The sequence below is a fragment of the Halomicrobium sp. HArcel3 genome, assembly GCF_058933135.1.
In genome coordinates this window covers 459415-485381 of sequence record NZ_JBZYDN010000001.1, presented here as the reverse complement: position 1 = coordinate 485381, position 25967 = coordinate 459415, and the positions used below count along the sequence as shown (strand labels likewise).

At 66.3% G+C, this 25967-nt stretch carries 29 protein-coding genes; 11 read left to right on the top strand and 18 right to left on the bottom strand.

Annotation, left to right across the window (positions count from 1 at the left end; all coding sequences use genetic code 11):
- Positions 1 to 2 precede the first annotated feature (2 nt).
- The 5 genes from AC5FRV_RS02420 to AC5FRV_RS02400 form a co-directional block, all read right to left on the bottom strand.
- Positions 3 to 1235, bottom strand: a complete 1233-nt coding sequence (locus AC5FRV_RS02420) for a serine/threonine protein kinase (RefSeq protein ID WP_493559527.1) — start codon at positions 1233 to 1235, stop codon at positions 3 to 5.
- Positions 1236 to 1269: 34 nt separating this feature from the next.
- Entirely contained in the window at positions 1270 to 2451 is a 1182-nt protein-coding gene (locus AC5FRV_RS02415) for a vWA domain-containing protein (protein WP_493559526.1), read from the bottom strand.
- An 86-nt stretch (positions 2452 to 2537) separates the two neighbouring features.
- On the bottom strand, positions 2538 to 3122 hold the full coding sequence (locus AC5FRV_RS02410) for a PH domain-containing protein (protein ID WP_493559525.1): 585 nt from the start codon (positions 3120 to 3122) through the stop codon (positions 2538 to 2540).
- The gene (locus AC5FRV_RS02405) at positions 3119 to 3679 is read right to left on the bottom strand and encodes a PH domain-containing protein (protein ID WP_493559524.1); all 561 of its coding nucleotides are present in this window, start codon (positions 3677 to 3679) and stop codon (positions 3119 to 3121) included. The genes AC5FRV_RS02410 and AC5FRV_RS02405 overlap by 4 nt, the downstream gene beginning before the upstream one ends.
- 90 nt (positions 3680 to 3769) lie before the next feature.
- Complete coding sequence (locus AC5FRV_RS02400; protein ID WP_493559523.1) at positions 3770 to 4747, bottom strand: phosphoadenosine phosphosulfate reductase family protein; 978 nt, start codon at positions 4745 to 4747, stop codon at positions 3770 to 3772.
- Between the two features lie 350 nt (positions 4748 to 5097).
- On the opposite strand from AC5FRV_RS02400, the gene AC5FRV_RS02395 reads away from it, so the two are divergent.
- Complete coding sequence (locus AC5FRV_RS02395) at positions 5098 to 5796, top strand: site-2 protease family protein (protein WP_493560145.1); 699 nt, start codon at positions 5098 to 5100, stop codon at positions 5794 to 5796.
- Between the two features lie 23 nt (positions 5797 to 5819).
- On the opposite strand, the gene AC5FRV_RS02390 is transcribed toward AC5FRV_RS02395, so the two are convergent.
- The 3 genes from AC5FRV_RS02390 to AC5FRV_RS02380 form a co-directional block, all read right to left on the bottom strand.
- Positions 5820 to 6092, bottom strand: coding sequence for a hypothetical protein (locus AC5FRV_RS02390; RefSeq protein WP_493559522.1), 273 nt, complete (start codon positions 6090 to 6092; stop codon positions 5820 to 5822).
- Between the two features lie 113 nt (positions 6093 to 6205).
- Complete coding sequence (locus AC5FRV_RS02385; protein WP_493559521.1) at positions 6206 to 6802, bottom strand: DUF7110 family protein; 597 nt, start codon at positions 6800 to 6802, stop codon at positions 6206 to 6208.
- A gap of 205 nt (positions 6803 to 7007) precedes the next feature.
- Positions 7008 to 7343 (bottom strand): 2Fe-2S iron-sulfur cluster-binding protein, encoded by a 336-nt coding sequence (locus tag AC5FRV_RS02380; RefSeq protein ID WP_089817001.1) that lies wholly within the window; start codon positions 7341 to 7343, stop codon positions 7008 to 7010.
- A gap of 126 nt (positions 7344 to 7469) precedes the next feature.
- Here AC5FRV_RS02380 and AC5FRV_RS02375 point away from each other — a divergent pair, with 126 nt between their 5' ends.
- A complete protein-coding gene (locus AC5FRV_RS02375) occupies positions 7470 to 8888 on the top strand; it encodes a geranylgeranyl reductase family protein (protein ID WP_493559520.1) in 1419 nt (472 codons plus the stop codon).
- A gap of 18 nt (positions 8889 to 8906) precedes the next feature.
- Here the strand turns inward: AC5FRV_RS02375 and AC5FRV_RS02370 are convergent, their stop codons facing one another.
- On the bottom strand, positions 8907 to 10187 hold the full coding sequence (locus tag AC5FRV_RS02370; protein WP_493559519.1) for an amidohydrolase: 1281 nt from the start codon (positions 10185 to 10187) through the stop codon (positions 8907 to 8909).
- A gap of 74 nt (positions 10188 to 10261) precedes the next feature.
- Positions 10262 to 10588 carry an uS10/mL48 family ribosomal protein gene (locus AC5FRV_RS02365; protein WP_089816998.1) on the bottom strand — a complete coding sequence of 109 codons (327 nt, stop codon included), beginning with the start codon at positions 10586 to 10588 and terminating at the stop codon, positions 10262 to 10264.
- A gap of 155 nt (positions 10589 to 10743) precedes the next feature.
- On the opposite strand from AC5FRV_RS02365, the gene AC5FRV_RS02360 reads away from it, so the two are divergent.
- On the top strand, positions 10744 to 11196 hold the full coding sequence (locus tag AC5FRV_RS02360) for a bis(5'-nucleosyl)-tetraphosphatase (protein WP_493559518.1): 453 nt from the start codon (positions 10744 to 10746) through the stop codon (positions 11194 to 11196).
- 143 nt (positions 11197 to 11339) lie between these two features.
- On the opposite strand, the gene AC5FRV_RS02355 is transcribed toward AC5FRV_RS02360, so the two are convergent.
- Positions 11340 to 11894 carry a zinc ribbon domain-containing protein gene (locus tag AC5FRV_RS02355; protein ID WP_493559517.1) on the bottom strand — a complete coding sequence of 185 codons (555 nt, stop codon included), beginning with the start codon at positions 11892 to 11894 and terminating at the stop codon, positions 11340 to 11342.
- 150 nt (positions 11895 to 12044) lie between these two features.
- On the opposite strand from AC5FRV_RS02355, the gene AC5FRV_RS02350 reads away from it, so the two are divergent.
- The 3 genes from AC5FRV_RS02350 to AC5FRV_RS02340 all read left to right on the top strand — a co-directional run bounded on the left by AC5FRV_RS02350 (position 12045) and on the right by AC5FRV_RS02340 (position 14323).
- Positions 12045 to 13082, top strand: a complete 1038-nt coding sequence (locus AC5FRV_RS02350; protein WP_493559516.1) for a DUF5787 family protein — start codon at positions 12045 to 12047, stop codon at positions 13080 to 13082.
- Between the two features lie 193 nt (positions 13083 to 13275).
- Positions 13276 to 13788, top strand: a complete 513-nt coding sequence (locus tag AC5FRV_RS02345) for an Lrp/AsnC family transcriptional regulator (RefSeq protein ID WP_493559515.1) — start codon at positions 13276 to 13278, stop codon at positions 13786 to 13788.
- Between the two features lie 175 nt (positions 13789 to 13963).
- The gene (locus AC5FRV_RS02340; RefSeq protein WP_493559514.1) at positions 13964 to 14323 is read left to right on the top strand and encodes a DUF7344 domain-containing protein; all 360 of its coding nucleotides are present in this window, start codon (positions 13964 to 13966) and stop codon (positions 14321 to 14323) included.
- 117 nt (positions 14324 to 14440) lie between these two features.
- Here AC5FRV_RS02340 and AC5FRV_RS02335 read toward each other — a convergent pair whose 3' ends face one another.
- Genes AC5FRV_RS02335 through AC5FRV_RS02325 form a run of 3 tightly spaced genes read right to left on the bottom strand, consistent with a single transcriptional unit; the run spans position 14441 to position 16904 of the window.
- Entirely contained in the window at positions 14441 to 14917 is a 477-nt protein-coding gene (locus AC5FRV_RS02335; RefSeq protein ID WP_493559513.1) for a DUF5797 family protein, read from the bottom strand.
- 50 nt (positions 14918 to 14967) lie between these two features.
- A complete protein-coding gene (locus AC5FRV_RS02330) occupies positions 14968 to 16203 on the bottom strand; it encodes an ABC transporter permease (protein WP_493559512.1) in 1236 nt (411 codons plus the stop codon).
- Complete coding sequence (locus tag AC5FRV_RS02325; RefSeq protein ID WP_493559511.1) at positions 16200 to 16904, bottom strand: ABC transporter ATP-binding protein; 705 nt, start codon at positions 16902 to 16904, stop codon at positions 16200 to 16202. The genes AC5FRV_RS02330 and AC5FRV_RS02325 overlap by 4 nt, the downstream gene beginning before the upstream one ends.
- Before the next feature lie 99 nt (positions 16905 to 17003).
- Between AC5FRV_RS02325 and AC5FRV_RS02320 the strand changes: the two genes are divergently transcribed.
- Positions 17004 to 18074 carry a LolA family protein gene (locus tag AC5FRV_RS02320; protein WP_493559510.1) on the top strand — a complete coding sequence of 357 codons (1071 nt, stop codon included), beginning with the start codon at positions 17004 to 17006 and terminating at the stop codon, positions 18072 to 18074.
- Between the two features lie 9 nt (positions 18075 to 18083).
- Here the strand turns inward: AC5FRV_RS02320 and AC5FRV_RS02315 are convergent, their stop codons facing one another.
- From AC5FRV_RS02315 to AC5FRV_RS02300, 4 genes are all read right to left on the bottom strand, one after another.
- The gene (locus tag AC5FRV_RS02315) at positions 18084 to 18560 is read right to left on the bottom strand and encodes a Mut7-C RNAse domain-containing protein (RefSeq protein WP_493559509.1); all 477 of its coding nucleotides are present in this window, start codon (positions 18558 to 18560) and stop codon (positions 18084 to 18086) included.
- Between the two features lie 25 nt (positions 18561 to 18585).
- On the bottom strand, positions 18586 to 20334 hold the full coding sequence (gene polX / locus AC5FRV_RS02310) for a DNA polymerase/3'-5' exonuclease PolX (RefSeq protein ID WP_493559508.1): 1749 nt from the start codon (positions 20332 to 20334) through the stop codon (positions 18586 to 18588).
- A gap of 40 nt (positions 20335 to 20374) precedes the next feature.
- Positions 20375 to 20827, bottom strand: coding sequence for a DUF5788 family protein (locus AC5FRV_RS02305; protein WP_493559507.1), 453 nt, complete (start codon positions 20825 to 20827; stop codon positions 20375 to 20377).
- Between the two features lie 146 nt (positions 20828 to 20973).
- Positions 20974 to 21744, bottom strand: a complete 771-nt coding sequence (locus AC5FRV_RS02300) for a TrmB family transcriptional regulator (protein WP_493559506.1) — start codon at positions 21742 to 21744, stop codon at positions 20974 to 20976.
- Positions 21745 to 22005: 261 nt separating this feature from the next.
- On the opposite strand from AC5FRV_RS02300, the gene AC5FRV_RS02295 reads away from it, so the two are divergent.
- From AC5FRV_RS02295 to AC5FRV_RS02280, 4 genes are all read left to right on the top strand, one after another.
- On the top strand, positions 22006 to 22932 hold the full coding sequence (locus AC5FRV_RS02295) for a rhomboid family intramembrane serine protease (protein ID WP_493559505.1): 927 nt from the start codon (positions 22006 to 22008) through the stop codon (positions 22930 to 22932).
- A 3-nt stretch (positions 22933 to 22935) separates the two neighbouring features.
- The gene (locus AC5FRV_RS02290; protein WP_493559504.1) at positions 22936 to 23745 is read left to right on the top strand and encodes an endonuclease V; all 810 of its coding nucleotides are present in this window, start codon (positions 22936 to 22938) and stop codon (positions 23743 to 23745) included.
- Positions 23746 to 23817: 72 nt separating this feature from the next.
- Positions 23818 to 24639 carry an SDR family oxidoreductase gene (locus AC5FRV_RS02285; protein WP_493559503.1) on the top strand — a complete coding sequence of 274 codons (822 nt, stop codon included), beginning with the start codon at positions 23818 to 23820 and terminating at the stop codon, positions 24637 to 24639.
- Positions 24636 to 25964, top strand: coding sequence for a glycerate kinase type-2 family protein (locus AC5FRV_RS02280; RefSeq protein WP_493559502.1), 1329 nt, complete (start codon positions 24636 to 24638; stop codon positions 25962 to 25964). The genes AC5FRV_RS02285 and AC5FRV_RS02280 overlap by 4 nt, the downstream gene beginning before the upstream one ends.
- The last annotated feature ends 3 nt before the right edge of the window (positions 25965 to 25967 follow it).

Below are 25967 nucleotides of genomic sequence, written 5' to 3'. Positions count from 1 at the left end.
GTTCAGTGCTGGTGGAACTCGAAGGTGACCCCGTAGCTCGGGTGGACGAGCGCGACGAGGTCGCCGTCCTGCAGGCGGAAGGTGGTCGGCGGGACGTTGCCGTGGCGGTCCGTCGGGTCCTCGCCCTGCTCGCGCAGGCGCTCGCGGCCGGCCTCGCCGAGGACGCGCTGCCAGCCGTCGCCGGTCTGGACGTACGTCCCGTTGAGGCTCCGGTCGCGCAACACCCAGTTCCCGTGGTCGTCGACGTCGAACTGGACCTGGACGGTCGAGATGTACTCGTCGTCGTCCTGGATGGCGACGGCGGGCGAGGGGCCCACCGCGTCCTCGCGACCGATGGTGTCCCCGACGTGGATGGTGTAGCGGTCCTCCTGCTGGAGGTAGCGGACCGAGGCCTGCGGCGGCGGCGTCGGGTCCTTCTCGCGGAGGACGTGCTCCATCGCCGTCGCGTTGTGATAGCGGTCCTCGTAGCTCGTCGCCGTCGCCCGCTCGACGATTTCGGCGAGGTAGGGCGGACAGTCGACGCCGAAGTCCCGCGGGTCGACGCCGTCCATCTTCGGAACCGTCCCCTTCAGCAGGAAGAGGAGGATCTTCCCGATGGAGTAGACGTCGGACCAGGGGCCCTGGCGGGCCTCCGAGCGACTCGCGTCGGCGACCTCCCGGGGTTTGTAGGGGCCCAGGATCGTCGTCCCTGAGTCCTCGGCCTCCCCGGAGGCGTCGAAGCCCGTGGCCGTGTTGAAGTCGATGAGCACCGGCGTGACGCGTCCGTTCCGCTCAGTAAGCATGACGTTGTCCGGCTTCAGGTCGCGATAGACGATCTCGTTCTCGTGCAGGAACGACATCGCGCCACAGAGGCCGACGCCCACCTCGCGGACTTCTGCGGGGTCGAGCGGCCCGGTCTTGTCGATGGCGTCGTCCAGTTCGTAGCCGTCGACGAACTCCACGACGAGCACGGGGCCGTCGTCGTCCTCGTGGCGGTCGAGGAGGTTCATCACGTTCGGGTGGCCGCCCGCGTCGCGGATGCTCTCCAGCGCGGTGGCCTCCTTCAGGAAGTACTCCTCGACGACGGCCGCGTCGTTGCTCGACCCGGCGGTGTTGGGAACCTTCACTGCGACCGTGTCACCGGTTTGCGTGTCGACGGCCTCGTACGCGATGGCGAAGCCGCCGCTGCCGGCCTCGTTCTCGATGCGGTAACGGCCGGCGACGAGGTCGCCGCTGGCGAGCGCGGTGGCGCTCATCGGCGGATACCTCCCGTATCGTCCCGTCGACCGGTCATCCGAGCCGGTCGCCGTCGTCGACGATCTGGGTGGCCTGGCTCTGCTCGGCGCGGCCGCCCTCCTTGACGATCTGGGTCTGGCGGTCGGCCTCCTGGACGGCCTCGGCGTCCTCGCCGTGGACGACGGTCATCTTCTCGACCTGGGTCTCGGCGGCCTCGACGTTGCCCTTGCCGAGTTCCGTCCGGATGACGGTCTGCTTGTGGTCGATGGAGACCGACTCGTCGTGCTCGGCGAGCAACTCCTGGTCGTCGGTGTACTCGACCGTGACGTCGTCGTTCGCGGTGTCGCCGCGCGCGGAGAGGGTCACGTCGGCGAGGGTCACTTCTTCGAGTTCACGACGCGCGGGCGCGTGTATCTTCAGGACGACGCGCTGGTGCTCGCGCTCGGTGAGGTCGGGAAGCTTCACCACCGCGGCGTTTTCCTCCCACTCGACGTCGACCTCCTGGGCCTGCGGGAGCGCGCGGTACACCTCGCTCACCTCGACGCCGGGGGCCACGTCGAGTTCGACCTGTGCGTCCGGCGCGACGACGGAGGCGGCCTGCTCGACGGCGTCGCCGAAGAACTCCTCGATGTCGCCCGGCGCTTCGAGGTGGGTCCAGGTGCCGCGGGCGGTCGTTCCGAGCGTCCGGATGGTGTCCTCGTTGTAGTCCTCGCCGATGCCGGCGGACTGGATGCGGACGCCCGAGTTGTCGATTTCGCGGGCGAGTTCCTCGAAGTCGTCGGGCTCGTGTTCGTTGTCCTTGCCGTCCGAGAGCAGCAGGAGGCGCTTGACGGCGTCTGGGCCGGCGCGCGAGGACGCGAGTTCCTCGCGGGCCGACGCCAGCCCACCGAACATGTCGGTGCCACCGCCTGCAGTCAGGTCCTCGACGGCGTCCATCGCCTCGTCGCGCTCCAGTCGGCCCCAGCGCGTCGTGGGGATGTGGACCGTCGCGTCGGTGTCGAAGCCGACGAGGCTGACGTAGTCGTCGTCGTCGAGCAGTCCGAACACCCACGCGGCCCCGTCACGGGCCTGCTGGATCTTCGCGCCGCCCATCGATCCGCTGGTGTCGATGCACAGCGCGACGTGTCGGCGCACGCTCTGGTCCTGTTCGCCCGGTTCTACGTCGATCTCTGCCGTGATTTTCGCACCGTCGGAGGGAAGGTATGGGCGGTTGACGTCGGTCGAAATTGTCGCCATGTCTGTGACTCTGTGGCCAACCGTATGAATATATTGTGCCGCTTTCGGGCCACGATTTCCAGCTGGCGGCCGGACCCCATACCGGTTCAGTCAGCCGTGAGGACGATCCTGAGCCGTCGAACCTCGTCAAGCACCACTCGCCACTGCTCGACCGTCCCGGGAATATGGTCCTCGCCGCCGGCCGCCCCCGCCCGCTCCGCGACGAGGCGGTGGACGTCGTCCGGGTCGTCGAGTGCGCGGAGCCGGAGTTCGGCCCCCTCGCTCCCGGCGGTGTCCACCGTCACGGTCCCGTGGTCGAACATCGCCCCGAAGACGCCCTGTGAGTAGGCGCTGTTCTGGACCTTGTCGAGACCGAGTTCGGTGACCGTGACCCAGACGGCACCGGTCCGGTGGTACAGCGCCGCCTCCGTCAGGAGGTAGTCGGTGTGGGCCCGCCAGAGATAGGCGGAACCGGCCGGCACGGCGAATCCCAACACGGCGACCGCGAGGAACGCGGTGAGGAGGAGGGGTCCGATGGCACCGGTCTGCCAGAGGAACCCGCCGACGCCGAGGATCGTCACCGCGACCAGTGCGCCGACGACGACGCCCCAGTGCACGACGCGAGCGCGCGGTTTTCCCTGCCAGACTGCGGTCTCGTCGGCCGACGCCGGGGCCCAGTCGGGGAGACTCATCTGTCGGCGCGGCCGCTCGTCTCTCGCGGGCCGTCCGCGCCGCTGGTCTCGACCGACTGGCGGATCGCCCGGAGCTCGACCAGGATATCGTCGAGGACGTCCGCCTTCCCGTCAGACTCCTCCTCGCCACGGGCGCCCTGGGCGCGCTTGACGAGCCGGGAGAGGCGCTTCTGGACGTCCTGTGGGTCCTCGACGGCGCGAAGCTTCATCTCGACGCCCGACCCGCCAGCCGTACTGATGTCGACGTCGCCGTAGCCGAAGTACCGGGCCACCGGCCCCGCGGAGAAGGCCGTGTTCTGGATCTTCTCGTACTCGATCGCGGTGACCGAGCGGCTGAGGATGCCGGTCTTCTTGTACACGCCCTTGCTCGTGATGACGTAGTCCGTGTGCTTGACGATCAGGTACGAGGGCACGATTATCAACAGCCCGAGGCCAAGCAAGAGGATCAGCGGCACCCCGACGACGTAGGTGCCTATCATCGACTTCTGGGATATCTTTCCCTCCCAGAGTATCTCCTCGTCGTCGTCCAGCGTCAGCCAGTCGTACTCCTCGCTCATGACTGACCCTGCAACGGGTGGACTGTTGAGTGTTGTGTCACGACCGCGCACGCGGCTAGAAGAAAACCGCTCGAAAACGACTCGCCTACGTCACATGTAGCCCAGGTCGCGGAGGCGCTCCATGAGGTCCTCCTTGTCCTGGGCGCGGCCGGCGCGTTCGGTGGTGTTCTCCATGTCCTGGAGCCACGCGGGCTCCTGGGCGGACTTGTCGGTGCTCACTTCGCTCCCGAGCGAGCGGAAGCCGGCGAAGTACTTCGGCGAGACGGGGACGTCGTCCTTCTCGATGCCCTCGGGAAGGTCGTCCTGCCCCTGCGGGACGTAGCCTTCGTCGGGGAAGTCCTCGACGGTGTCCGGCACGACGAAGTTCCAGAAGGCCTCCCAGACGTCGGCCTCGGCGAACTGGAGGATGGGCTGGACGCGGTCGTGGGGCGGGTAGATGTCGGGGTCGTGTCGCGGCGAGAAGAACGTCTCGTCGGCACGGGCCTCCTGTTCGTCCCAGCGGACGCCAGAGAGGACGGCGTCGACGTCGTACTCCTCGAGCGTGTCGTTGAGCGCGACGGTCTTGAGCAGGTGGTTCCCGACGTAGGTGTCGAGCAGGAACGGGAACGTGTCCTCCTCGTACTCGAGCAGGTTGCGAACGTGATGCTGGTTGTGCTCCGAGAGCGCGTCGACCGGGATGTCGTCGCCCGGTTCGAGGCCGTGTTCGTCGACGTAGTCGCCGATGTCCTCGTTACGCGCCCAGATGACGTCGAGGTCCCACTCGTCGGCCCAGTGCTTGCAGAAGTCGATGAGTTCGTCGAAGTGCTGGTAGTGGTCGATGAAGACGACCGGGGGAACCTCCAGGTCGAAACGGTCGGCCACTTCCTTGACGAAGTACAGCGTCAGCGTCGAGTCCTTGCCGCCGGTCCACATGATGACCGGGTTGTCGTACTGTTCGAGGCCTTCCTTCGTGACTTCGATCGCCTTCTCGATCTTGTGGTTGACGGAGGGATAGTCCTCGGGCGACTCGCCCTCGCCGTCGGCGTAGTCGACGTCGAGGTAGTCGGGGAAACTCTCTGACTCTGACATCGGTAATGAGATGTAATTAGGAGAGGCTGTAAGTACTTTTTGGATGCCGGGGGAGTTAGGCACCCCATAGCCACTGTTTTCACGGTAGGCCGTCCTTAGCAACCCGTTAATCAGGTTGGATTCCGGGCCCGGAAAGACGACGCGACCGGCGGCGGTCGGAGAGGCCGAGATAGCGGTATCCGCCTGGACGTGGGGCGCTGGCGCCGAAGAGTGAGCGGTAACTTTTTACAACCAGTCCAATTTCTCACTGTATCTGGGTGGAAAAAGGTGAGTGAACGCACGAGGGGAACTATCGGTGACCGGCCGTGAGCTGGCGCCCGGGCGGTAATCGGGCGCCGCCGCCGAAGGAGATACGGTCGACGTCGGACGTCGAATCGGGATATCGTCCGAGCCGGTGGGAGCTTCGGGACTTCGCCCTCTCCTACGTCGTTCTGAGCATCTCGTTCGGCGTCCTGTTCGCCGGTGGCGGGCGGGGCCTGCTGGACTCGGCGAGAGAGATGCCGGAGCTAACGGCCTACCTGTTCGTGCTCAGCTTTCTAACCGCCGGCGTCGGGTTCGTGGTACACGAGCTGGCCCACCGGATGGTTGCCATCCAGTTCGGCCGTGCCGCGGCGTTTCGCGCCCACTACGGCATGCTGGTACTCGGCGTCGCCACCGCCCTCGGCGGGTTCATCTTCGCCGCACCCGGCGGCGTCTACCACCGACGCGACGTCCCGCGCCGCGAACGCGGGCTCATCGCCCTGGCCGGACCGGTGTCGAACCTCGTTCTGGCGGTCGGCTTCGGAGTTATCCTCGCCGCTTCGTTCGTCGTCCCGGGCGGAACCCTCGGAATCGGCAGCGTCGACTACTCGTATTCGGGCCTACTACTCACCATCGGCGGAGCGGGGGTCCTGATCAACTGCATTCTCGCGGGGTTCAACATGCTCCCGGTCGGTCCGCTCGACGGTGGGAAAGTGTACATGTGGAACGGACTCGTCTACGTCGCCGTCGCGCTTCCGAGCGTCCTCGTCGGAGCCGCATCCGTACTCTTCGTTTTCGTCGCTCTGTGACCGGCTCCGAAAGCCAGTTTCCGCTACGCTCCCTCGCCGCGGTCTAGCCACTCCCGGAGGTCGCTGGACCGGTCGACGCGCCAGAACACCTTGGTACGTCCGACCATCCGCGAGGCGACCAGGCCGCGCTTCTCCAGCAAATCGAGTTTCCGCCTGGCCGTATCACGCGTACATCCCAGGTGATTCGCGACGTCGGCGGAGCCCAAGACCGGGCCGTCGACGACGTCGAAGAGTTCGACGACGTCCGCCGTGGTGACCGTCGATCGGAACGTCCCCTCCGGGCCGCGCTCGGGCATATGCAGTGATTATGGAAGTACGGCCTTAATTGTATCCGGTGGTGGTCACCGAGTGCAGGACAGCGTCGTGACTCCGCGAACGCTGGTCGGCGAAAGAATAGCCCGTCAAACGGCTACGAGATGAACTTGTTGTCGCGCCAGTTGACGCCCTCGGCGGCCTCGTCCTCGCGCGGTTCTTCGACGACGTTGATCGTCGCGGGTCGGTCCTCGCCGTCGACGATACGGACCGCCTCGAGCTCGTCGTCGACGCACGCGATGGCGGTAAGGGTCCCTTTCTCCGCGTTCCGCGCGACCTCACACAGTACCAGGAACATCGGATACTGCAGGGCCGTGTTCTGGAGGACGGTCTCCCGGTCGCCCTTGAAACAGGCGTATTCGACGAGTTCCGAGGGAATCTCCTCCTCTTCCTCTTCCAGCGCGCCCCACTGGGGGCCACCCGGGCCGCTGCTCGGGCCAGGACCGCTCTCTTCTTCCTCGGGAAGTTCCTCGTACACGCGGTTCTCGGTGACGCTGGCTTTCAGCTGAGCCGTCGGCGTGTACTTGCTGATCTCTTCGTCGTCCGACACCGCGCTGATGATGAGCGTGTTGTTCCGACGGGTGATGTCCACGTCGTTGATCTCTGGGGGGAGATCGGCGTCCTCGAAGAAGTCGTATGTGTCTTCCAGTGGCAGTTCGAGCGTCGAGTGAAGTCTGTATACGCGGCTGGTCATGGTTGTGAACGTGTGTCAGTCTTCGACAGCCGTCCCCTGGCGAAGGTGCAGGTGTCTACTACCCCATACGCACCACTACCATATATGACCTGTCCTTCCACAGACCGCGATCTAGAATCGCTCAGACGGAGTTAACAGACCGTTTACCGGCAAAAGGACCACATAATACTTTGTTTCTTTAATTTCCGCCAGAAACCGAAACTCGTCAGTCGTCGGCCGCCGCCGCGTCGTCGCCGGCGACCGCGGATGTGCCGCCTTCGATAGACGGTGGGTACTTTCCACGGTCGAGAACGAGGTCGGATGCCGGCCTGGCCATGCACGTCAGCGCGTAGGCTTCCCGTTCTTTCTCCGAGAGTCCCCTGGCAGCGGGCTGGGTGACCTCGCCTTCGACGATTTCCGCCGAACACGCGAGACACATCCCGACGCGACAGGAGTACTCCTGGGCGATCCCTTCCTCGATGCATCGCCCCAGGATCGTCTCGGTGTCGGAGACGGTGATCGTCTCCCCCGTCCCGACGAACTCCACGGTGTAGTCGGTCATGCCCCGGGGTTCGGAACCGCCCGACAAAACGTTTGTCACTGGCTAATCGGCACCTAACCCCAGCGAAGCGACAGGTATCCGCGAAGTGAATAAAGAGTTTTCTCCCTCGGGCCAGCAGACCATGCCATGACCACTACGAAGCCCGGTTCCGCCGACGGCGCGTCGGCGACGCCCCGCACCGAGTCCGTCGACGTCGCGGTCGTCGGCGCGGGGACCTCCGGCTGTTACGCCGCGGCCACGCTCGCCCGCGAGGGGTACGACGTCGTCGTCGTCGAGCGCAAAGACGAGTCCGAGGCGGGTCACATCGCCTGTGGGGACGCGCTCAAGGGGGCGAGCAACTTCCCCGACGCCATCCCCAAATCACAGATCGAGGACGCCTTCACCAACACCGGCGTCGACCACGGTCGTTTCGAGATCCCACAGGAGGACACCGTCCTCGAGATTCCCGTCCCGGGCGAACTGGCCGTCATCGACCGCTGGGAGTACGGCCGCCTCCTCATCGAGGGCGCCGCGAAGACGGGCGTCGAGTTCCACTACGACACCGTCGTCAAAGACGTCACCCAGGACGACGATGGCGTCGTCACTGGCCTATCGGCCGTCCGCAAGGGCGACCCCGTCACCTACGAGGCCGACGTCGTCGTCGACGCCGCGGGGTCGCTCTCGCTGCTCCAGGACAAGGTCGACTTCGACGACGCGACGTTCGACACCAACGTCACCTACTCGCAGTTCTGCTCGGCGTACCGCGAGATCGTCGAGACTGAGGAGCCCGTCCCCTGGGACGACGCGCTCGTCTTCAAGCCCACGGACCGCGCCGCAGGCTACCTCTGGTACTTCCCGCGCACGGACACGGAGATAAACGTCGGCCTCGGCTTCCAGATGAACGAAGAGCCCATGGAACTCGTCGACGACCTCAAGGAAGACCTGGAGGGGCGCTCTGAGTTCCGCAACGCAGAGGTGAAGGACAAACTCGGCGCCGCTCTCCCGACCCGCCGGCCCTACGACTCGGCGGTCGCCCCGGGCTACATGGCTGTCGGCGACGCCGCTGGTCACGTCAACCCCACCACCGGCGGCGGCATCGCCGGCGCGGCCTACGCCGGCCAGTACGCCGGTGAGCAGGCCATCGAGGCCATCGAGGACGGCACCACCGACCAGGAGGCCGCCCTCTGGCGCTACAACGAGCGCGTGATGGACCACTTCGGCGCCCGCTACGCGGCGCTGGACGTCTACAACATCTTCACGACCGCCGTCGAGGTCGACGACCTGATGGGGCTGCTCGCCTCGCTGCCCGCGAACAAGATCGCCGACGCGCTGTACTCGGGGTCTGCGGAGATCAGCCTGGGACTCAAGCTCAAGACAGCGATGAAGAGCTTCGGCCACTGGGGCACCATCTACGACCTCTACAAGGCGAAGGGGCTCGCCGACCAGTTGAAGGACCACTACGAGTCGTACCCGTCGAGTCCCGACAGGTTCGACCAGTGGCAGTCCGAGCGCGACGACCTGATGGACGAGATATACGAGGTCACCGGCGCCGACGCGAAGTACTGAGTGTACTCCGGTCCCGGTTCAGTTTCCTGCATTCGTGCCGAGTTTCTCGACGACGGCACTCAGCCAGTCCACACCGATAGCGATGGAGTCCTCGTCGACGTCGAACGTCGCCGTGTGATGCCCGCCCGGATGATCAGTTCCGACGGCGACGTACGCCGCTAGCCCGCCCTGCTCTTGCACCCGGCGCATCAGGAAGGTCGCGTCCTCGCTCCCGCCCAGCGGGTCGGTTCGAAGACGTGAAGATATCGACGGAATCTCGCCCGCGACGTCGTAGGCCAGGTCGACGAGCACGTCGTCGTTCTCGGCGCTGGGAGCCTCACCCGTCGTCTCGACCGACACCTCGCACTGGTGCATCCCGGCGGCGTGGTCGAGGACGTCGTCCGCGCGCTCGCGCATGTACTCCATGAGCTGGGTCGTCTCGCCGCGGACCTCGCCCTCGATGGTGGCCTGCTCGGGGACGATGTTCGTCGCGGTGCCGCCCTCGACGACGCCGGCGTTGACGCGGGTCGCGCCGCCCTCGTTTCGCGGGATGGCGTAGAGGTTCTGGACGGCGGCTGCCATCGCCTGGACGGCGTTGCGGCCCTGGGCCGGGTGACCGCCGGCGTGGGCCGGTTCGCCGGTGAAGTTCGCCGCGAACTGGCTGACGGCGAGGAAGTCGGTGATGCCGGCGACGACCTCGCCGGTCGTGTGGTCGAGACCGACGTGGACGGCCAGGAACGAGTCGACGTCGTCGAGGTGGCCGCTCTCGGCGACGGGTTTCGCCCCGCCGACGACCTCTTCGGCTGGCTGGAAGAGAACTTTCAGCGTCCCCTCGAAGTCGCTCTCGGCGACGGCCTCCAGGACGCCGAGGCCGAAGACGGCGTGGGCGTCGTGGCCGCAGGCGTGCATCGCGCCGGTCTCCGAACGGAACCCCTCGTCCGCGGGAACGTGACCCGGGTCGGTCGACTCCTCGCGCGGGAGTCCGTCGATGTCGACGCGCAGGCCCACGGTCGGTCCGTCCCCTTTCTCCAGGATGGCGAGGACCCCGGTGTTGCCACCTCGGAGTCGTTCGAGGACGTCGGGGTCAGCGCCGGCATCGCGTGCGCGGTCGTACCAGCGGTCGAGTTCGTCGGCGTCGGGGACGGCGAGGCGGTCCTCGGGCGAGTAGAGGTCCGGACCGACGTACTGGCGGTCGACGCCGATGCGGTCTAACTCCTCGATGATTCGCGCGGTCGTGTAGAACTCGCACCACGCGGGCTCTGGATGGCGGTGTAACTCGCGTCGGAGCGAGACGAGTCGGTCGAAGCGGTCGTCGTCCATACCCGAGCGACGACGCCGGAGAACTTAGGATCAGTTGCCGGGGGTCCGGGGATCAGTTGCCTGAGAGCCGGGGATCAGTTGCCTGCGTGCGTTCGCTGTTCGACTTCGGCCTCGACGTGGATCCCCTCGGGATACTCGCTGCCGGCGACGTCGCGGGCGAAGTCCTCGTACCCGACGATCTCGATGGTGCGCGTGTAGACGGTGTACTCCCAGGACTCGAAGCGGGCGCTCCCTGGGCCGAGTGTCTTCGACTGGGGCACCCGGAGGTGCTCGGGGGGGCTCGGGTGTGGCCCCTTCAACTCGACGCCCTTGCGCGAGGCGCGGCGCTTGATGTCGTCGACGACGTCGTCGAGACGGTGCCGGTCCCCGCTTTCCAGGGTGAGTTTGGTGACGAACGGCATCTGTCGATCCGTCCGAATGCGAGGGTGAAAAGCGCACCTCTTCGTGGGCGGCATGTCACTCGTCCACCACTAGTGGCCACGCGCGCGTCGCTGCACCCGGTCTGGCCGTCGGGCGTCCGATATGCTCTTAAGTTACGGTCGTATACCCGTTGATAATGATAGAGGCCACGAGCGCGGGAGCCATCCTCTTTCGCGACACGCGTGGCCGGCGGGAGTACCTGCTGCTCAAGAGCCGCCCGGGTGACTGGGAGTTCCCCAAAGGTGGGGTCGAGGGCGAAGAGGAGCTACAACAGACCGCCATACGCGAAGTGAAAGAGGAGGCCGGAATCGGCGATTTCCGGCTGTTAGACGGCTTTCGCAAAGACTACGACTACGTCTTCGAGGCGAACGGGAAGACCATCCACAAGACGGTCCACCTGTTCGTCGCGAAATCGTACGAGGCGTCGGCAGAACTGTCCAACGAACACCGCGACCTGCAGTGGCGCGACTACGAACAGGCGATCAACACGGTCACGCAGGACGGCCCCCGCGAGATCCTCGAAGAGGCCCACGAGTTCCTCGACGAGAAACTCGAAGCGGGCGAGGACGAAGAAGAAGTCGAGGAGTAGCGGGTCCGATAACGCGGTCCCGTTCCCAGTTCACCCCGGTCCGAGAGCGGCGCATCCGGATCATAGTGGTGGTTATAAGCCCGTACTGTCGTTCGACGTGGCCGGTACCGTCGAACGCCGGTACAAAGTTACAACCACCACTATCAGTCGACGACGATCCGGCCGGCGTTGATCTTCTCGGCCTGGTCGTAGGCGTCGTAGGCGGCGACGACGTGGACGAACAGTTCGACGGGGGCCCAGACGAGGAAGAAAATGCCGAGCGTCAGCGTCGTGACGACGAACGCGACGAACTCCCACACCATCCAGCCGACGAAGACGATGGCACCGCGGCTGACCTGTCCGTTGTACAGCTGCCCGACGCCGGGGAGGAGGAAGGAGAGGACGGCGCTGACGCCGGACTCCTTCTCGTCGCTCGATCCGGACCCGGGGGTCACCTGGCGGACGCCACACTCCGGACAGATCTCCGCGTCGCGACTGATCTCGGCACCGCAGTCCGTGCAGTACTTGGTGTCACCGACCGCGTCGCTGGCTGCCGAAGATGCACCCGTGCTGGCGGTCGAGGAGCCATCGGCAGCCGATTCGGCCGCTCCGGTGGCCGACGCAGCCCCGCCGGCATTGCGGTCGTCCTCGGTCACCGCGTCGTCCGACGTCTCCGCGGCCGTCTGGTCCCGATCGTCCTCCCGTTCGTCCTCAGACATACCCGTGAAGCTACGCGTCACGGTCTTAAAACTGCCGTCGAGGCGGGTCGAAACCAGACGCTAGAGCTCGTCTCGCAACGGTACGATATCGGAACCGGTCCCTCGCTCCCGCGTCGGGCAGTATATTACGCCCCGGGTCTTTCGGCCGGTGTGGTCGACAGCGAGTTCGCGTTCGAACTGCGGGTCTGCCAGTGGGCCGAGGACAACTGGCCACCCACTGGTTCGAACGACCCACCCGCCATCGTCGCCCGGCAGCTCGGCACGAAACGACGCCGGTGGGACACCATCGTCGTCGAGTGCGACCCCGCGGGGCTCCGCCAGCGAGCCCGCTTCGGCAAGAAGCGCCTCGACTCGGACCTCCTCGATATCCTTCCCCACGCGCCCGCGGAGTGGGAGTGGTACCAGGACGCCCTCCCGGACCCGGGCTACCCCTGGCAGTACGTCCGCGAGGCGATACATCGGGCGGGGGACCGGGGCATTCTCGACACCCGCAAGCGCGGGAACAAGATAGAAATTCGGCGCACGTACGAGTATCCCGACTGGGTCGAGCGCGTCGTCGCCATCGAGAACAAACCGGACCTGGACGCCAGCGCGGCCCGCGACCTGGCGCCGCAACTCCACCGCGACGTCGCCCTCGGCCTGGCCGACGAGGTGTGGGTCGCCACAGCCGCCACCGGCGAGACGGTCGAACCCATCCTGTTGGAGGACCTGCCGGTCGACGCCGGCGTCCTGACGCTCGACGTCGACGCGGACGAGGCCGAGACTTCCTGGCATCCACGGACGCTCGCCGTCGACGAGCCCGGGACCCAGATCCTGGAGAATCCCGGTCCGAGCGAGCACGCGACGACGGCGGGCCGGTTCGAGTACGCCGACCCCGAGTGGAAGGCACAGAAGCGCCTGGAAATCGCCGAGCGAGCCTACGAACGTGGCTGGCGGTCGTTCGCCGACACGATGCGACCAGACTGCCGGCACTTCCAGCTTCGGGCTGACGAGACGGGCTTCGTCCCCCACTGCACGGCGAAGGGGCGGACGCCGACCGCCAGCGAGTGTCGACACTCCTGTCCGTCGTTCGAACCCGAACCACCGGTCTGGCGCTCGCGTGGCTGGCCAATCGAGGGCGGCCCTGGAAAGGGTATCAAGCGACTGCTCGCCGACCAGCGACGGCGTGAGCGGCCGGGACTGGAGTAGCGGTATCTATGGTCTCTGACTCTTCAGAGGCTATCCCGACGAATCGTCGATCGGTAGACCTCTAAACAGATCACTGGTTTTTATCTCGGACATAATCGGTTTTGTCGGGAAATGACTCCGCAAACCCTGTCGCAATTCCTTCTCACTCCAACCGGGCAAGTAATTCAACTGACTTGCTCCCGAATGAGGTGACATGGCCGATGATCCACTCAACAATCTCGACCGCCGTATCCTGCACCTGCTTCAGGTGGATGCCCGTGGTGCCACTGACACAGACATTGGCGAGGAAACTGACGTGACCGGGACGACAGTCCATAATCGGATCAAGCAACTCGAGGAGCAAGGGGTCATTCTCGGGTATAATCCAGAGATCAATTACGAGGAGGCAGGCTACCCGATGCGCGTCCTGTTTATCTGTTCGACTGAACTCTCCAAACGGTCGGAAATGGCCGAGAAAGCACTTGACGTACAGGGCGTCGTCAATGTCCGGGAGATGTTGTCGGGTGAGGAGAACCTCCACATCGAAGTCGTGGCCGAAGCAACCTCCGACGTGAAAGAAAGTACTGAGCAGTTAGACGCACTTGGACTCCGCATTATAAGTAGTAATATACTTGCAGAGGAGCATATCCAGCCCTGGAATCATTTCCACCAGGAGATGGCTGGTAAACCCGACACACTGTCAGAAAGCGAATCTACTGAGGAATAATCTTCGCCAGTAATGCGCCATTAGTTGGACTATTGAAGGTATGACGGCGTGCTTGACTGCTACCGTTCGTTTTGCTTGGGAAAGTCAATCAATCATCGCTCCCCACGTAGATTTATCAAAAGTGTATAATTACAACTAGGGAGACATTATACGGCTTCGGCCCAATCGATAGATGATGACAACGATGAATACATCACGACTGAACGAGACCTTCGACCTTCTGACTCATCCACATCGTCGGTACGTGTTGTATCATTTGAAAAACAAAACCGGAGACGTTGGCATCGAGCCACTTGCAGCCGCGATTGCCGATTCGGACGAGGTCCACCCGGGGATGGAACGGGCCACCAGTATTGACGAGATCAAGACGAAGCTGTATCACACCCACCTCCCGAAACTCGCGGAGGCCGGCTTCATTACAGTTGGTCCAACCATGGACTCCATTGTACTTGCGGCACCGGACGGACTCGATCGCTTCCTCGCTGAATCGGCGCCGATCGATGGCTATGAAGACACCATTACCACTGCGGATTAGTTAGCCGAATGTAACTCTCTGGGTCCCAGGCAGGTGTGTTATATCGTTGCCCTGTAATGCCTGGTTTCAGTGGACGGCAATCCCGTGTGACCGTCGACGAACCCCGGAGAACGACGACTATTCCTCCAGCGTCTCGACGTCGAGCTGGTCGCGCTCGACGGCCAGCCGGAACGTGGGCACCGTCTTCTTGACCGTCTCGACGACGCCCTTGTCGACCAAGCTTCGCAGGGCCGAGCGGACCTCGTCGACGGTCGGGTCCCGTCCCGTCTCGCGCACGTCGTGGAGCACCGAGACGACGCTCTGGCTGTCCTCGTCGGGGCCGGCGATGACCTCGAGAATCGCCGACTGGAGCGCAGTGACGGCGATAGTCTGCCCTTCGGCGTCGGGGCCGCCGACCAGTTCGACCGCCTCCGGCGTCGCGCAGATGAGGCTGTCCTCGTTGCGGTAGTAGTACTCCTTGAGTTCGTTCTCGAGGAACTGGTGGACCTCGCTCCCGCTCTCCATGTCCCACCGGTCCTGGAGTTCGGCGTTCTTCGTGGGCTGGAGTTCGACGACGTCCACGAGCCGTTCCCGTGCCTCCTCCGAGAGTGCCATCGCGTGTTGGTACGACGAGGGGGCTATAAGGTGGTTCTGGAGTAGCCCCGTCACTCGTGGCGCAGCGCGTCGATAGGGTCGACGCGGGCGGCGCGCCAGGCCGGGTAGAGCCCCGAGACGACGCCGACGAGCACGCCCACGGCGACGGCGAGGGCCATCCAGACCGGTGCGAGCGCGAACGACACCTCGGCGTATCGCGTCGCGGCCCACCCGACGACGAGGCCGAGCGGGACACCCACCGCGGAGCCGGCCAGCCCAAGCAGCGCGGCCTCGAACAGGAACAGCTGCATGACGTCGCGGTTGCGGGCGCCGACGGCCTTCATGATCCCGATCTCGCGAGTCCGCTCGGTGACGCTGACGAGCATGATGTTGGCGATGCCGATGGCCCCGACGACGAGGGCGATCACGGCGATACCGGTGACGAAGCGGGTGATCTGGCCGATCACGTCGCCGATCTGTTCGGCGAAGTCGCCGCTGGTCCGGGCGACGAGTTCAACGTCGTCGCTCTTCAGCTGGCCGGCGTCCGACTCGTTCGCCAGGTACGCCGCGACCGACTGCTCGACGGCCTCGGTCCGGGCAGGGTCGGCGACGACGGTCACCTGTGGGTACGCCAGCTGGTTGACGCCGACGGTCGGGCTCTCGACGACGGTCCGGTAGAACGGGTCGGCTGGGACGTAGATCCGGGGTTGCTGGCCGAACCCGCCGACGGGTAACTCGCCCGCTGTCCCGTTGACGATACCGACGACGGTCACGTTCCGGGCCCCGCCGTCGGACAGTTCCAGCCGCAGTTCGTCGCCGACAGTGAGGTTGTCCCGAAACCCGGTCGCAGCCTCCTCGTTCACCACTGCTTCCGCGGCGCCCAGTTCGAACGGCCGGCCGGCGACGGTCGAACCGTTCGAGAACGTCTCGGGCACCGTCGCTGTCACCTGTTGCCTGGCGACCGTCTCGTTCCCGTGGGTGACGGCGCCCACCTGGACGATCCCCTGGGGGACGACGGCCCGCACGCCGTCGATGTCGCGTATCTGGTTCACGTCGTAGGCCGTAAAGAGCGGCTGGACCGCCCGGTCGAACCCGTCGTCGTCTTCGGGAGACGCGAAGACGTAGACGTTGTTCGCGCCCGAGCCCTCCAGGTCACCCAGGACCTCCGCCTCGACGCTGGCACCGAACGTCGCGAACGTGACGACGGAGGCGATGCCGATGACGATACCCAGGACGGTCAGGACCAACCGGAGCCTGTGGGACCGGATCGACCGCACCGCCATCGAGACCGCTTCTCGCGGGTTCATCGGTCGCCGAGGTCCTCTATCCGCTCGATAGTTCCGTCGCGAACGTGGACGATACGCTCGGCGTGCTCGGCGATGCGGCGCTCGTGGGTCACCAGCAGGATGGTGTGGCCGCCGGCGTGCAACTCGCCGAGGAGCGCCATGATCCGGTCGCCGGTCTCCGTGTCGACGTTGCCGGTCGGTTCGTCGGCGAGGATGATCGCGGGATCCGTCGCGAGCGCACGCGCGATGGCGACGCGCTGTCGCTGACCGCCGCTCAGCTCGGTCGGGAGGTGTGAGAGGCGGTCGCCCAGTCCCACGTCTTCGAGCAGCTCGCGTGCGCGCTCGCTACGGTCGGCGCGGCCCCAGCCGTCGAAGACCAGCGGCAGGGCGACGTTCTCGACGGCCGTGAGCCGCGGCATCAGGTTGAACGTCTGGAAGACGAAACCGACGTCGGTTCCCCGGACCGCCGCGAGTTCGTCCTCGCTGGCGGTCGAGAGGTCGCGCCCGTCGACGGTGACGCGACCCTCGTCGGGCGTATCCAGGCCGCCGACGAGGTTGAGCAGGGTGCTCTTGCCCGACCCGCTCGGTCCCATCACGGCCGTGTAGGACCCGGCGTCGAGCGAGAGCGACACGCCGGCCATCGCCTCGACGACGCCGCCGACGTAGTACGTCTTCCGGACGTCGGCGAGTTCGACCACGGGCGCGGCGCTGGCGGAGCCCATCGGTCGATCCGTCGTGTTGGAACGGTATCAGGTTTGGTGAGAACGAGTGGCCCGTAACTGGCGAGAATCAACTTTCCAGCCCCGGGCCAAGATCACCCGATGGAACGACGTCACCACAGCGTTCGGACCACGGTCGCCCTGCTCCTGGCGGTCGTGGTCGTCGGTAGCATCGGGACGGGCGCGGCCGGCGCCATCGACGCCGTCGACCAGCGCCAGCAGCCGACGGGCGACGAGATCCTCGACCGCGTCGAGCAACGATACGAGAGCGCAGACACCATCGCCGGGCGTGCGGTCCTCACCACGAGCAACGCGTCGGCGACGACCACGGCGAACGTCTCCTTCGCCGTCGCCGACCCGGACAGTTCGCGACTGGTCGTCGAGCGCGGCGACGAGACGTACCGCTACGGGACCAACGGGACGGTAACGTGGACGGTCGGGCCCGCAGGCACGTTCGTCTGGGACGCTGACAGCGCGGCGCCGTTCGACCAGGGCCAGGTTCCCGGGGACGACGACGCACTGGAGTGGACGGTCCCGACTGACGGCAACGAGACGGACAACGTCTCCGCGACCCTGGCTGGCACGACCGAAGTCGACGGCGTCCCGGCCTACGAACTCGAACTCCGACCCGCCGGCGGCGGGGAGGTCGGCGACGTGACGGCGCTGTGGGTCGCCCAGGAAGACTACCGCGTCCTGAGGGTCGAAACCACCGACGGGACGAACACGACCACGGTTGACGTCACGGAGACCTTCTTCGACGTCAGCATCGACGAGAGCACGTTCCAGCCGCCCGAGGACCGGCTGACGGCGTGGTCGTTCGACCGGTACGAGAGCTTCGCGGCGGCCCAGGACGCCACTGACCTCGACCTCCCGGGCCTCGACGGTAGTAGCTTCTCCGAGGCCACGGTCACGGTCCAGGGGGGCGAGACCGTCGTCTCCCAGCGCTACGAACTCGACGGCGAGAACGTGACCGTCGTCTCGACGACGAGCGACCGCTTCAGCGGCGAGACGGAGAACGCCTCGACCGTCGAAGTCGACGGACAGAACGCGTCCGTGACCGACTTCGGCGACCGCTCCGCCGTCTTCTGGACCGAGGACGACGTCACGACGGTCGTCATCGTCGAGGGATCGACCGACCGCGCCGTCGAGGTCGCGGAGTCCCTGTCAGTGTAGCGAGAAGGTTCACAACCCTACGAGCGTCTCGGCCACGTCGTCCCAGTGGCTGCCTTTCCAGAAGTGCTGGCCGCAGTCGACGCAGCACCAGACGTCGGTTTCCGCTGAGTCCGGCGCGTACTCGGGCGTCGGTTCGATCGGGTCCACCGCCTCGACGCGACCGTTGCAGTTCCCGCAGCGCGACGGTTCGTCGGGCAAGGCAAGATCGAAGCCAGCGTCGGCGAGTTCCCGAAGCTGGCCCGTGACGTCTCTCGATTTCAGCAACACCGCGTCCCCGGCACGGTCGGCGAGCTGACGGTCCCTGGTGACGATACGGCGGTCCTCGGTCTCGGCACGTGCAAGTAAGTCGTCGTCGCTTGGGGCGCGGTCGCTGTCGAGCGACTCCCCCTCACCCGCGTCGAGGGCGTACGCGGCGTCGTAGCCGCACATCCGCAGGTAGGTGGCGAGTTTGCCACACATCGTATCGAGGAGGAGCCGGTCCGGCATGGGTACGAAAGGGGCGAGCGCGGAGTCAGTCGTGGAGGAACTCGCGGACGCCGTCGGCGTCGCGGGCGTTGAGCACGTCGGCGGCCTCGGCCCAGCCGCGGCGAGCGGTGTGGACGCCGTAGCGGACGTTGGCGAACTCCGGCGGCGAGTGGGCGTCGGTGTTGATCACGATGGTCGCGCCCGCCGCTATCGCGGTCTTGACGGCGCCGCCCCAGAGGTCGAGTCGCGAAGGATTGGCGTTGATCTCGAGCGCTGTGCCGTGGTCGGCGGCGGCAGTCGCCAGTCGCTCGACGTCGACGTCGAGGCCGGCCCGCTGGTTCAACATTCGCCCCGACGGGTGGCCAATGATATCGACGGCGGGGTGTTCGGCCGCGGCGACGAGCCGCTCGGTGCCGTCGCCGTCCAGCCCGGAGTGGGGCGAGGCGACGACGCAGTCGAGGTCCGCGAGCAGGTCGTCACCGACGGAGACGTCCCCGTCGGCGTCGATATTGGCCTCGACGCCCGCGAACACGTCGATTGCGGCGTCGTCGGCGACGGTCCTGATTTCGCTCAGTTGCTCGCGGATCTCCTCGTCGTCCAGGCCGACGCCGCCGACCATGCCCGGACCAGTGGCGTGGTCGGCGATGCCGACGTAGTCGTGGCCGAAGTCCGCCGCCGCCCGGACGTGGTCCGCGACGGTGTCGGCGCCGTCGGACCACTCCGTGTGGGTGTGGAGGTCGCCGCGGACGTCGTCCTCCGCGATCAGGTCGGGCAGGTCGCCGTCCACGGCAGCCTGTATCTCGCCGCGGTTCTCGCGCATCTCCGGTGGGATCCAGGGCATGTCCAGCGCGTCGTACATCGACTCCTCGGTGTCGCCCGCGACGCGTTCACCGGCCCGCTGGCCCGCCTCGGCCTCGTCGCGGTCGAGGTCGCTCACGTCGAACATCCCGTACTCGTTCATCTTCAGGCCGGCGTCGATCGCCACGTTCCGGACGGCGACGTTGTGCTCCTTGCTCCCGGTAAAGTACTGCAGCGCGCTGCCGAACTCCCGCGGGACGACGACGCGCATGTCGACGCGAACCCCGTCGGCGCGGACGCTCGCCTTGGTGTCTCCGGCCTCGATGAGGGAGTCCGCCTCAGGCCAGTCAGTGAAGGCGTCGACGACCGCCTCGCCGTCCTCGCTTCCGACGAGCACGTCGACGTCGCCGATGGTGGCCTTCCAGCGCCGGAGCGACCCACCGAGCGCCACGTCGTCGACGGCAGGGACACCGTCGAGGAAGCGGACGATGCTCTCGCCGGAGGGACGGGCGGTCCCGAGCAACTGGCGCTCCTGGGTCTGGCGGGCGAATTCGATGTTGTCGAGGATGTTCTGCTCGGTCTTGGCGCCGAAGCCCGAGACCTCCTGTATCTCACCGGCCTCCGCCGCGGTCTCCAGGTCGTCCAGGTCCATGATCCCGAGTTCCTCGTACAGCGTGCCCGCAGTCTTTGGCCCGACACCTTCGACGCTCGTGATGGCGGCGATGTCCATCGGGTACTCGTCCCGGAGGTCGTTCAACTCCTCGATGTCGCCGGTCTCGACGTACTCGACGACCTTCGAGGCGATGGCGTCGCCCACGCCCTCGATGTCGTCGAGCGCGTCCTCGCCCTCCGCCGCGAGGGTCTCGATGGCGCCGGGGTACTCCCGGATGTTCTCGGCCGCCCGGCGGTAGGCCCGCGGTTTGTACTCGACGCCCTTCGCGTCCAGCAGGTCGGCGAACTCTTCGAGTCGGCTCGCGATTTCGGCGTTTCGGCTCATTGTCTTTCTCTCTCCGTCATCGTCCCCTGCTCGCTCCGGCTCATCGTCCCCTGCTCGCTCGTCCGGTGCCCGAATCCGCGGCTTCGTGGCCCAGCGCCTTCTGCAGGAACTTCATCCAGCGCTTGCGATCGGCCATCTCCTGGGCCTGTGCCTCGCCCTCGATGTTGGCCGGTCCGAGCTGTTCGAGCGCATTGAGCGCCCGGTCGATCCCGACGACGTCCTCGACCAGCGCTTCGCCCTCCTCGAAGCTGACCTCGCCCTCCTCGACCAGCTGGCGACGCTGGAGCCGTTCCCGCCGGAGGTTCTTCTTCGCCGTCTCCACGCGCTCGCGCTCGCCCTTCGGAATGGTGTCCCGGCGCTTGATCTCGAAGACGAACGACTGGAGGTCCAGGTCCTCGCCCTGGACCTCGATCTCCTCGGGGATGGACGCCCCCACCGTCGCGCCCTCCCGGTCCAGGCGTTCGAGCAACTGCTTGCGCTCGAATTCCTTCATTGGCGATTCGTTTGGTTCGAGGGACCTTACTCGCTTCGCTCGTCTGTCGAGCCACTGAAACAGAAGCGTTTCCGCACGACGCGAGCGAGTGTGAAAGCCGCGCGAGCGAGGGCGTTCCCGAACGAACGGGAGCAGGCGGCCTGGTGTTACAGTCGCCAGGTGAAGATGGTTCGCAGCACCACGACGAGGCTGTTCCGCTCGCCCGTTCCCCAGATCGCCGTCTCCTCGATGGAAGACGCGTCCGCACGGTCGACGAGGACGCTCACGAGGGCGGTTCGCCTATCCGTGACGAGCAGGCTTCCCGCACCCTCTTCGGCCCACTTCCATGCGGTTTCGAAGCTCTTCGTGGAGGGGACGCGGTCCAGGATTCGGGATTCGACGTCTGCCGAGACGTTGCCGAGGTGGATATCGACGCCTCGCGCCTCGGCCGCACTCAGCGCGGCGAGGTGGTCGTCCGTGAGGAGTTCGTCGACCGTCATGTAGATAATTTCGTCCTCGGCGTCGTCGACGAACTCGACGAGTCGACTGGCGACAGCCGCTCTATCGACGACTGTCCAGACGCCGAACTCTTCGGGGTGGGGTTCGGCGGGTTCGAGCTGGTCGAACAGTGCGCGCAGCTTCGTGAGGTAGTTCTCACGCTGGAGTTCGAGTTTGCGGATCGCCGTCTCGCGTGAGACGGGCGTAAATCGCTTGGGCGAGGAATACTGGACGTCGACGAGACCGGCCTCGTGGAGTGTGTCAACCGCGTCGTAGACGCGGGTTCGGGGAACGCCATCGATGTCTGCGACGTCCTTTGCGGTCCCGGATCCGAGCCGGAGGAGATAGACGAACGTGTAGGCCTCGTACTCGCTCAAGCCGAACTCCTTGAGCAGGGTGACACACTCGTATTCGAGCCGTTCGTTCGAGTTACCCGCCATGGCTGAGCGTAGGGACCCCACGTAGAAGTAGTGGTTGGCGGGAACTCCCGAGGCGGCGTTCCGGGTCGATTCCCTGGACTGAGGACCTTCACTCGACAGAGACCACCCCCAGCGGTCGACTCGCGACCGTCGCCGAAGCGCACGACGCCACCGTGAAATGGACAGCGAACGACCATTCTGGAACCCCAGTACATCCAGCTGGGCGTCTCCCGATCCGTCGAAGCACAATCCCTTTGCACCGGCCTCGCTAATTCCCCATCAATGTCGAGTTGCGACGTGTGCGGCAAGAACGAAAACATGCCGTACCAGTGTCACCACTGCGGCGGGACCTTCTGCGCCGAACACCGGCTCCCCGAGGCGCACGACTGTCCCGGGCTGGACCAATGGAACGACCCGGGAGGGGTGTTCGACAGCGGGTTCGACGACAGCGTCGAGGACCGCGGCGGGTCGGGTGGGCTCGCCGACCGGCTGTCGCTGAACACCGGCCCCGGTGGACTCTTCGGGTACTTCCGGGGTAACATGACCTACGTGTTCCTCGGGCTGATGTGGATCACGTTCCTGCTGCAGCATATTGTCGCGTTCACCGCCGGCGCTGACGTTTACAGGGACGTTTTCGTCCTGACACCACAACATCCCGAGTACGTCTGGACCTGGTTCACGTCCATCTTCTCGCACTCGCTTGGCGGCTTCTGGCACATCGGTGGCAACAGCATCATCATCTTCTTCTTCGGCCGGATCGTCGAGGATTACCTCGGCTCGAAGCGCTTCACTGCCCTCTTCATCGTCTCTGGGGCACTCGCAGGACTATCACAGATAGCGCTGAACGTGCTCCAGGGGTCCCCCTACGGAGTTCTCGGGGCCAGCGGTGCCGGCCTGGCTATCATGGCCTTCCTCAGCGTCCTGAACCCGAGCCTCCGCGTCTACATCTGGTTCCTGATCCCGGTCCCGATCTGGGTCATTACCATCGGCTACTTCGCGCTGAGCGTCGGCGGCATCTTCGGAACGGGACCGAGCATCCTGACCGGGAACGTCGCCAACATGGGCCATCTCGCCGGCCTGATCATCGGTCTGCTCTACGGGATTAAGATGAAAGGGCAACAACGGGCCCCACAGCAACTCCAGTTCGGCGGCGGCCGGGGCCCGGGCGGACCGGGCGGTCCCGGGGGGCCCGGCCGCGGTCGGTTCTGAGCGATGGAGGTCGTTCGCCCCGAGTTCCTCCCCGACCCCGCGCTCTCCCGCGAGGAGATGGAGGCCCTCCAGCGCGACATCGCCGGGGAGGCAACCTTTCTCGACGACTTCGCGTTCGACGTCGGACACGTGTGCGAAGACGACGCCGACCAGCAGCGACTCGGCGAGCCGACGGCGTCAACGGAAGCGTCCGCCGACCCCCCGCTCGTCGCCGGCGTCGACCAGGCGTTCGTCGACGACCGCGCCGTCTCGGCTATCGTCGTCTCGCGGGGCGACGAGGTGGTCGAGCGCGTCTCCGCCGTCGTCGACACGGAGATCCCCTACATTCCGGGCCTGCTCAGTTTCCGCGAGGGCGGCGCCATCGTCGCCGCGTTCGAGGCGCTCGAGTCCGAGCCCGATCTCGCGCTAGTCGACGGCAGCGGCCGGATCCACTTCCGCGAGGCCGGGCTGGCGACCCACGTCGGCCTCCTGTTCGACCTGCCAGCGGTCGGCGTCGCAAAGAGCCTGCTCTGTGGCACGCCGGCGCAGTCGCTGGACGAGAAGTTCGACGTGGGGACCCGAATTCCTATCGAGGCCAACGCGAAGGTCGAGACGGCCGAAGCCGGAACGGTCATCGGCTACGCGCTCCAGACGCGCCAGTACGCGAACGCAGACCGCTACGTCAACCCGCTGTACGTCAGCCCGGGCCACCGCTTCAGCGCCGAGACGGCCGCCGACGTCGTCGAGGGCTGCTGTGCGGGGTACAAGCTCCCCGAGCCGACCCGGATGGCGGACTCCTACGCCGACGAGTCGAAAGCCGAGTTCCGGACGTAGGGGCTCGCGAGACGACCTATCAGCGGACGTAACTACTAGAGTCTTAACTGACAGGGCTTCGTCACACCGCGTATGGCGAAGACCGTGCTGATTACGGGTTGTTCCTCGGGGATCGGTCGCGCGACGGCGCTGGCGTTCCTGGACGAATCGTGGTCCGTCTGGGCGACGGCGCGCGACGAAGACGACGTCGCCGACCTGGCCGACGAGGGGTGCCGGACTGCCGAACTCGACGTGACGAACGCGCGCGACTGCGAGCGTGTCGTCGAACGAGTCCTCGACACCGAGGGCCGGATTGATTGTCTGGTCAACAACGCCGGCTACGGCCAGTACGGGCCACTTGAGGACGTCTCTCTCGAGGAACTCCACGCCCAGTTCGACGTCAACGTCTACGGCCCCCATCGGCTCGTCCGCGAGGCGCTCCCGCACATGCGCGAGCGCGGCGACGGGACCATCGTCAACGTCTCCAGCGTCTCCGGGCGCATCGCGACGCCGGGCAACGGCGCCTACAGCGGGTCGAAGTTCGCCCTCGAGGCGATGAGCGACTCGCTCCGGGCCGAAGTAGACGGCTTCGGCGTCGACGTGGTGGTGGTCGAACCCGGGCCCGTCGACACCGCCTTCGACGACCGGTTCGAGAAGGAACTCGAAGCCGGCGATCACACGCCCGAGTACGACTGGCTCTACGAGATGTACGACGACGCCTCGCTGGTGGGCGGCGGCGGGACGTTATCGATTCCGCCCCGGGCCGTCGCCCTCACGATCCGAGACGCCGCCTACGCTTCGGACCCCGAGCCCCGCTACCCCGTCGGCGAGTTCGCGAAGATTGCCCTCATGACCAGGTTCCTCCCCGGCAAGTACCGCGACTTCGCCTTCCGGCTCTTGCAGAAGCTGGTATGATCGACGACCGGCCGTCCCTCGCGCGAACGCCGGCCCACGACCTCGCGCTGGAGTGCGTCGAAGCCGGTATCGAGGCGGCGACGCCCGAACGCGTGATCCGCGACCGGGTCTCGCTCGACGGCGACGTCCTCCGCATCGCCGACGGCGAGTACGACCTGGCGGCGTTCGACGACGTCGTCGTCCTCGGTGGCGGCAAGGCCGCCGCTGGCGTGGCCGCCGCGCTCGAAGCCGTTCTCGGCGACCGGCTCACCGGCGGCGTCGTCGTCACCGACGAACTGCCGGCGAGTGACGTCGACACCGGCCCAATCGACGTCGTCGTCGGCGACCACCCGGTCCCCAGCGAGCGGGGGCTGGAAGGCGCTCGCCAGGTCCTCGATGCCGCCGCCGCGGCCGAGGAGGGCACGCTCGTCCTCGCCGTCATCACCGGGGGTGCCAGCGCCCTCCTGCCTGCGCCCGTCTCCGGTGTCGGGCTCTCGCCGCTCCGGACGGTCACCGAACTCCTGCTTTCGTGCGGCGCCACCATCGACGAGATAAACGCCGTTCGCAAGCACTGCTCGCGCATCAAGGGCGGCCAGCTGGCGACGACGGCCGCGCCAGCGACGGTGGCCGGCCTCGTCTTCAGCGACGTCGTCGGCGACGACCTGTCCGTCATCGCCAGCGGCCCGACGGCGCCGGACGAGTCGACCTACGCCGACGCCCTGACCGTCCTCGACCGGTACGACGTCGAGGCGCCGGACGTCCGCCTCCACCTCGAACACGGCGACGTCGGCGACTTCCCCGAGACCGCCGCCGCCGACCACCCGGCGTTCGACCGCGTCGAGAACTACGTCCTGGCCAGCGGGCGGACCGCCATCGACGCCGCCCGCGAAGTCGCGCGCGATGCCGACTACCGACCGCTCGTGCTCTCGTCCACGGTCCGGGGAGAAGCCAGCGAAGCCGCACTCACCCACGTCGCGATAGCGGAGGAAGCGCTGTCGAAGGGCGACCCGGTCGAACCGCCCGCCGTCGTCCTCTCCGGCGGCGAGTGCACGGTCACCGTCGAGGGCGACGGGTCGGGCGGCCCCAACCAGGAGTTCGCGCTCGCCGCCGCCGTCGAACTCCCAGCCGAGGCCGTGCTCGCCTGCGTCGACACCGACGGCGTCGACGGGTTCTCGGAGGTGGCCGGCGCAATCGTGGACGCGTCGACGGTCGAGGACCGGGCAACCGCCCGCGACGCGCTGGCTCGTAACGATGCGGGAAGCTATCTCGACGAACGCGACGCGACGGTTCGAACCGGACCGACCGGAACGAACGTCAACGACCTTCGCGTGCTCGTGCTGGAATAGCGA

Coding starts and splice junctions, on each gene's coding strand:
- AC5FRV_RS02420 (WP_493559527.1), bottom strand. CDS start 1,235: ATGAGCGCCACCGCGCTCGCCAGCGGCGACCTCGTCGCCGGCCGTTAC.
- AC5FRV_RS02415 (WP_493559526.1), bottom strand. CDS start 2,451: ATGGCGACAATTTCGACCGACGTCAACCGCCCATACCTTCCCTCCGAC.
- AC5FRV_RS02410 (WP_493559525.1), bottom strand. CDS start 3,122: ATGAGTCTCCCCGACTGGGCCCCGGCGTCGGCCGACGAGACCGCAGTC.
- AC5FRV_RS02405 (WP_493559524.1), bottom strand. CDS start 3,679: ATGAGCGAGGAGTACGACTGGCTGACGCTGGACGACGACGAGGAGATA.
- AC5FRV_RS02400 (WP_493559523.1), bottom strand. CDS start 4,747: ATGTCAGAGTCAGAGAGTTTCCCCGACTACCTCGACGTCGACTACGCC.
- AC5FRV_RS02390 (WP_493559522.1), bottom strand. CDS start 6,092: ATGCCCGAGCGCGGCCCGGAGGGGACGTTCCGATCGACGGTCACCACG.
- AC5FRV_RS02385 (WP_493559521.1), bottom strand. CDS start 6,802: ATGACCAGCCGCGTATACAGACTTCACTCGACGCTCGAACTGCCACTG.
- AC5FRV_RS02380 (WP_089817001.1), bottom strand. CDS start 7,343: ATGACCGACTACACCGTGGAGTTCGTCGGGACGGGGGAGACGATCACC.
- AC5FRV_RS02375 (WP_493559520.1), top strand. CDS start 7,470: ATGACCACTACGAAGCCCGGTTCCGCCGACGGCGCGTCGGCGACGCCC.
- AC5FRV_RS02370 (WP_493559519.1), bottom strand. CDS start 10,187: ATGGACGACGACCGCTTCGACCGACTCGTCTCGCTCCGACGCGAGTTA.
- AC5FRV_RS02365 (WP_089816998.1), bottom strand. CDS start 10,588: ATGCCGTTCGTCACCAAACTCACCCTGGAAAGCGGGGACCGGCACCGT.
- AC5FRV_RS02360 (WP_493559518.1), top strand. CDS start 10,744: ATGATAGAGGCCACGAGCGCGGGAGCCATCCTCTTTCGCGACACGCGT.
- AC5FRV_RS02355 (WP_493559517.1), bottom strand. CDS start 11,894: ATGTCTGAGGACGAACGGGAGGACGATCGGGACCAGACGGCCGCGGAG.
- AC5FRV_RS02345 (WP_493559515.1), top strand. CDS start 13,276: ATGGCCGATGATCCACTCAACAATCTCGACCGCCGTATCCTGCACCTG.
- AC5FRV_RS02340 (WP_493559514.1), top strand. CDS start 13,964: ATGACAACGATGAATACATCACGACTGAACGAGACCTTCGACCTTCTG.
- AC5FRV_RS02335 (WP_493559513.1), bottom strand. CDS start 14,917: ATGGCACTCTCGGAGGAGGCACGGGAACGGCTCGTGGACGTCGTCGAA.
- AC5FRV_RS02330 (WP_493559512.1), bottom strand. CDS start 16,203: ATGAACCCGCGAGAAGCGGTCTCGATGGCGGTGCGGTCGATCCGGTCC.
- AC5FRV_RS02325 (WP_493559511.1), bottom strand. CDS start 16,904: ATGGGCTCCGCCAGCGCCGCGCCCGTGGTCGAACTCGCCGACGTCCGG.
- AC5FRV_RS02320 (WP_493559510.1), top strand. CDS start 17,004: ATGGAACGACGTCACCACAGCGTTCGGACCACGGTCGCCCTGCTCCTG.
- AC5FRV_RS02315 (WP_493559509.1), bottom strand. CDS start 18,560: ATGCCGGACCGGCTCCTCCTCGATACGATGTGTGGCAAACTCGCCACC.
- polX (WP_493559508.1), bottom strand. CDS start 20,334: ATGAGCCGAAACGCCGAAATCGCGAGCCGACTCGAAGAGTTCGCCGAC.
- AC5FRV_RS02305 (WP_493559507.1), bottom strand. CDS start 20,827: ATGAAGGAATTCGAGCGCAAGCAGTTGCTCGAACGCCTGGACCGGGAG.
- AC5FRV_RS02300 (WP_493559506.1), bottom strand. CDS start 21,744: ATGGCGGGTAACTCGAACGAACGGCTCGAATACGAGTGTGTCACCCTG.
- AC5FRV_RS02295 (WP_493559505.1), top strand. CDS start 22,006: ATGTCGAGTTGCGACGTGTGCGGCAAGAACGAAAACATGCCGTACCAG.
- AC5FRV_RS02290 (WP_493559504.1), top strand. CDS start 22,936: ATGGAGGTCGTTCGCCCCGAGTTCCTCCCCGACCCCGCGCTCTCCCGC.
- AC5FRV_RS02285 (WP_493559503.1), top strand. CDS start 23,818: ATGGCGAAGACCGTGCTGATTACGGGTTGTTCCTCGGGGATCGGTCGC.
- AC5FRV_RS02280 (WP_493559502.1), top strand. CDS start 24,636: ATGATCGACGACCGGCCGTCCCTCGCGCGAACGCCGGCCCACGACCTC.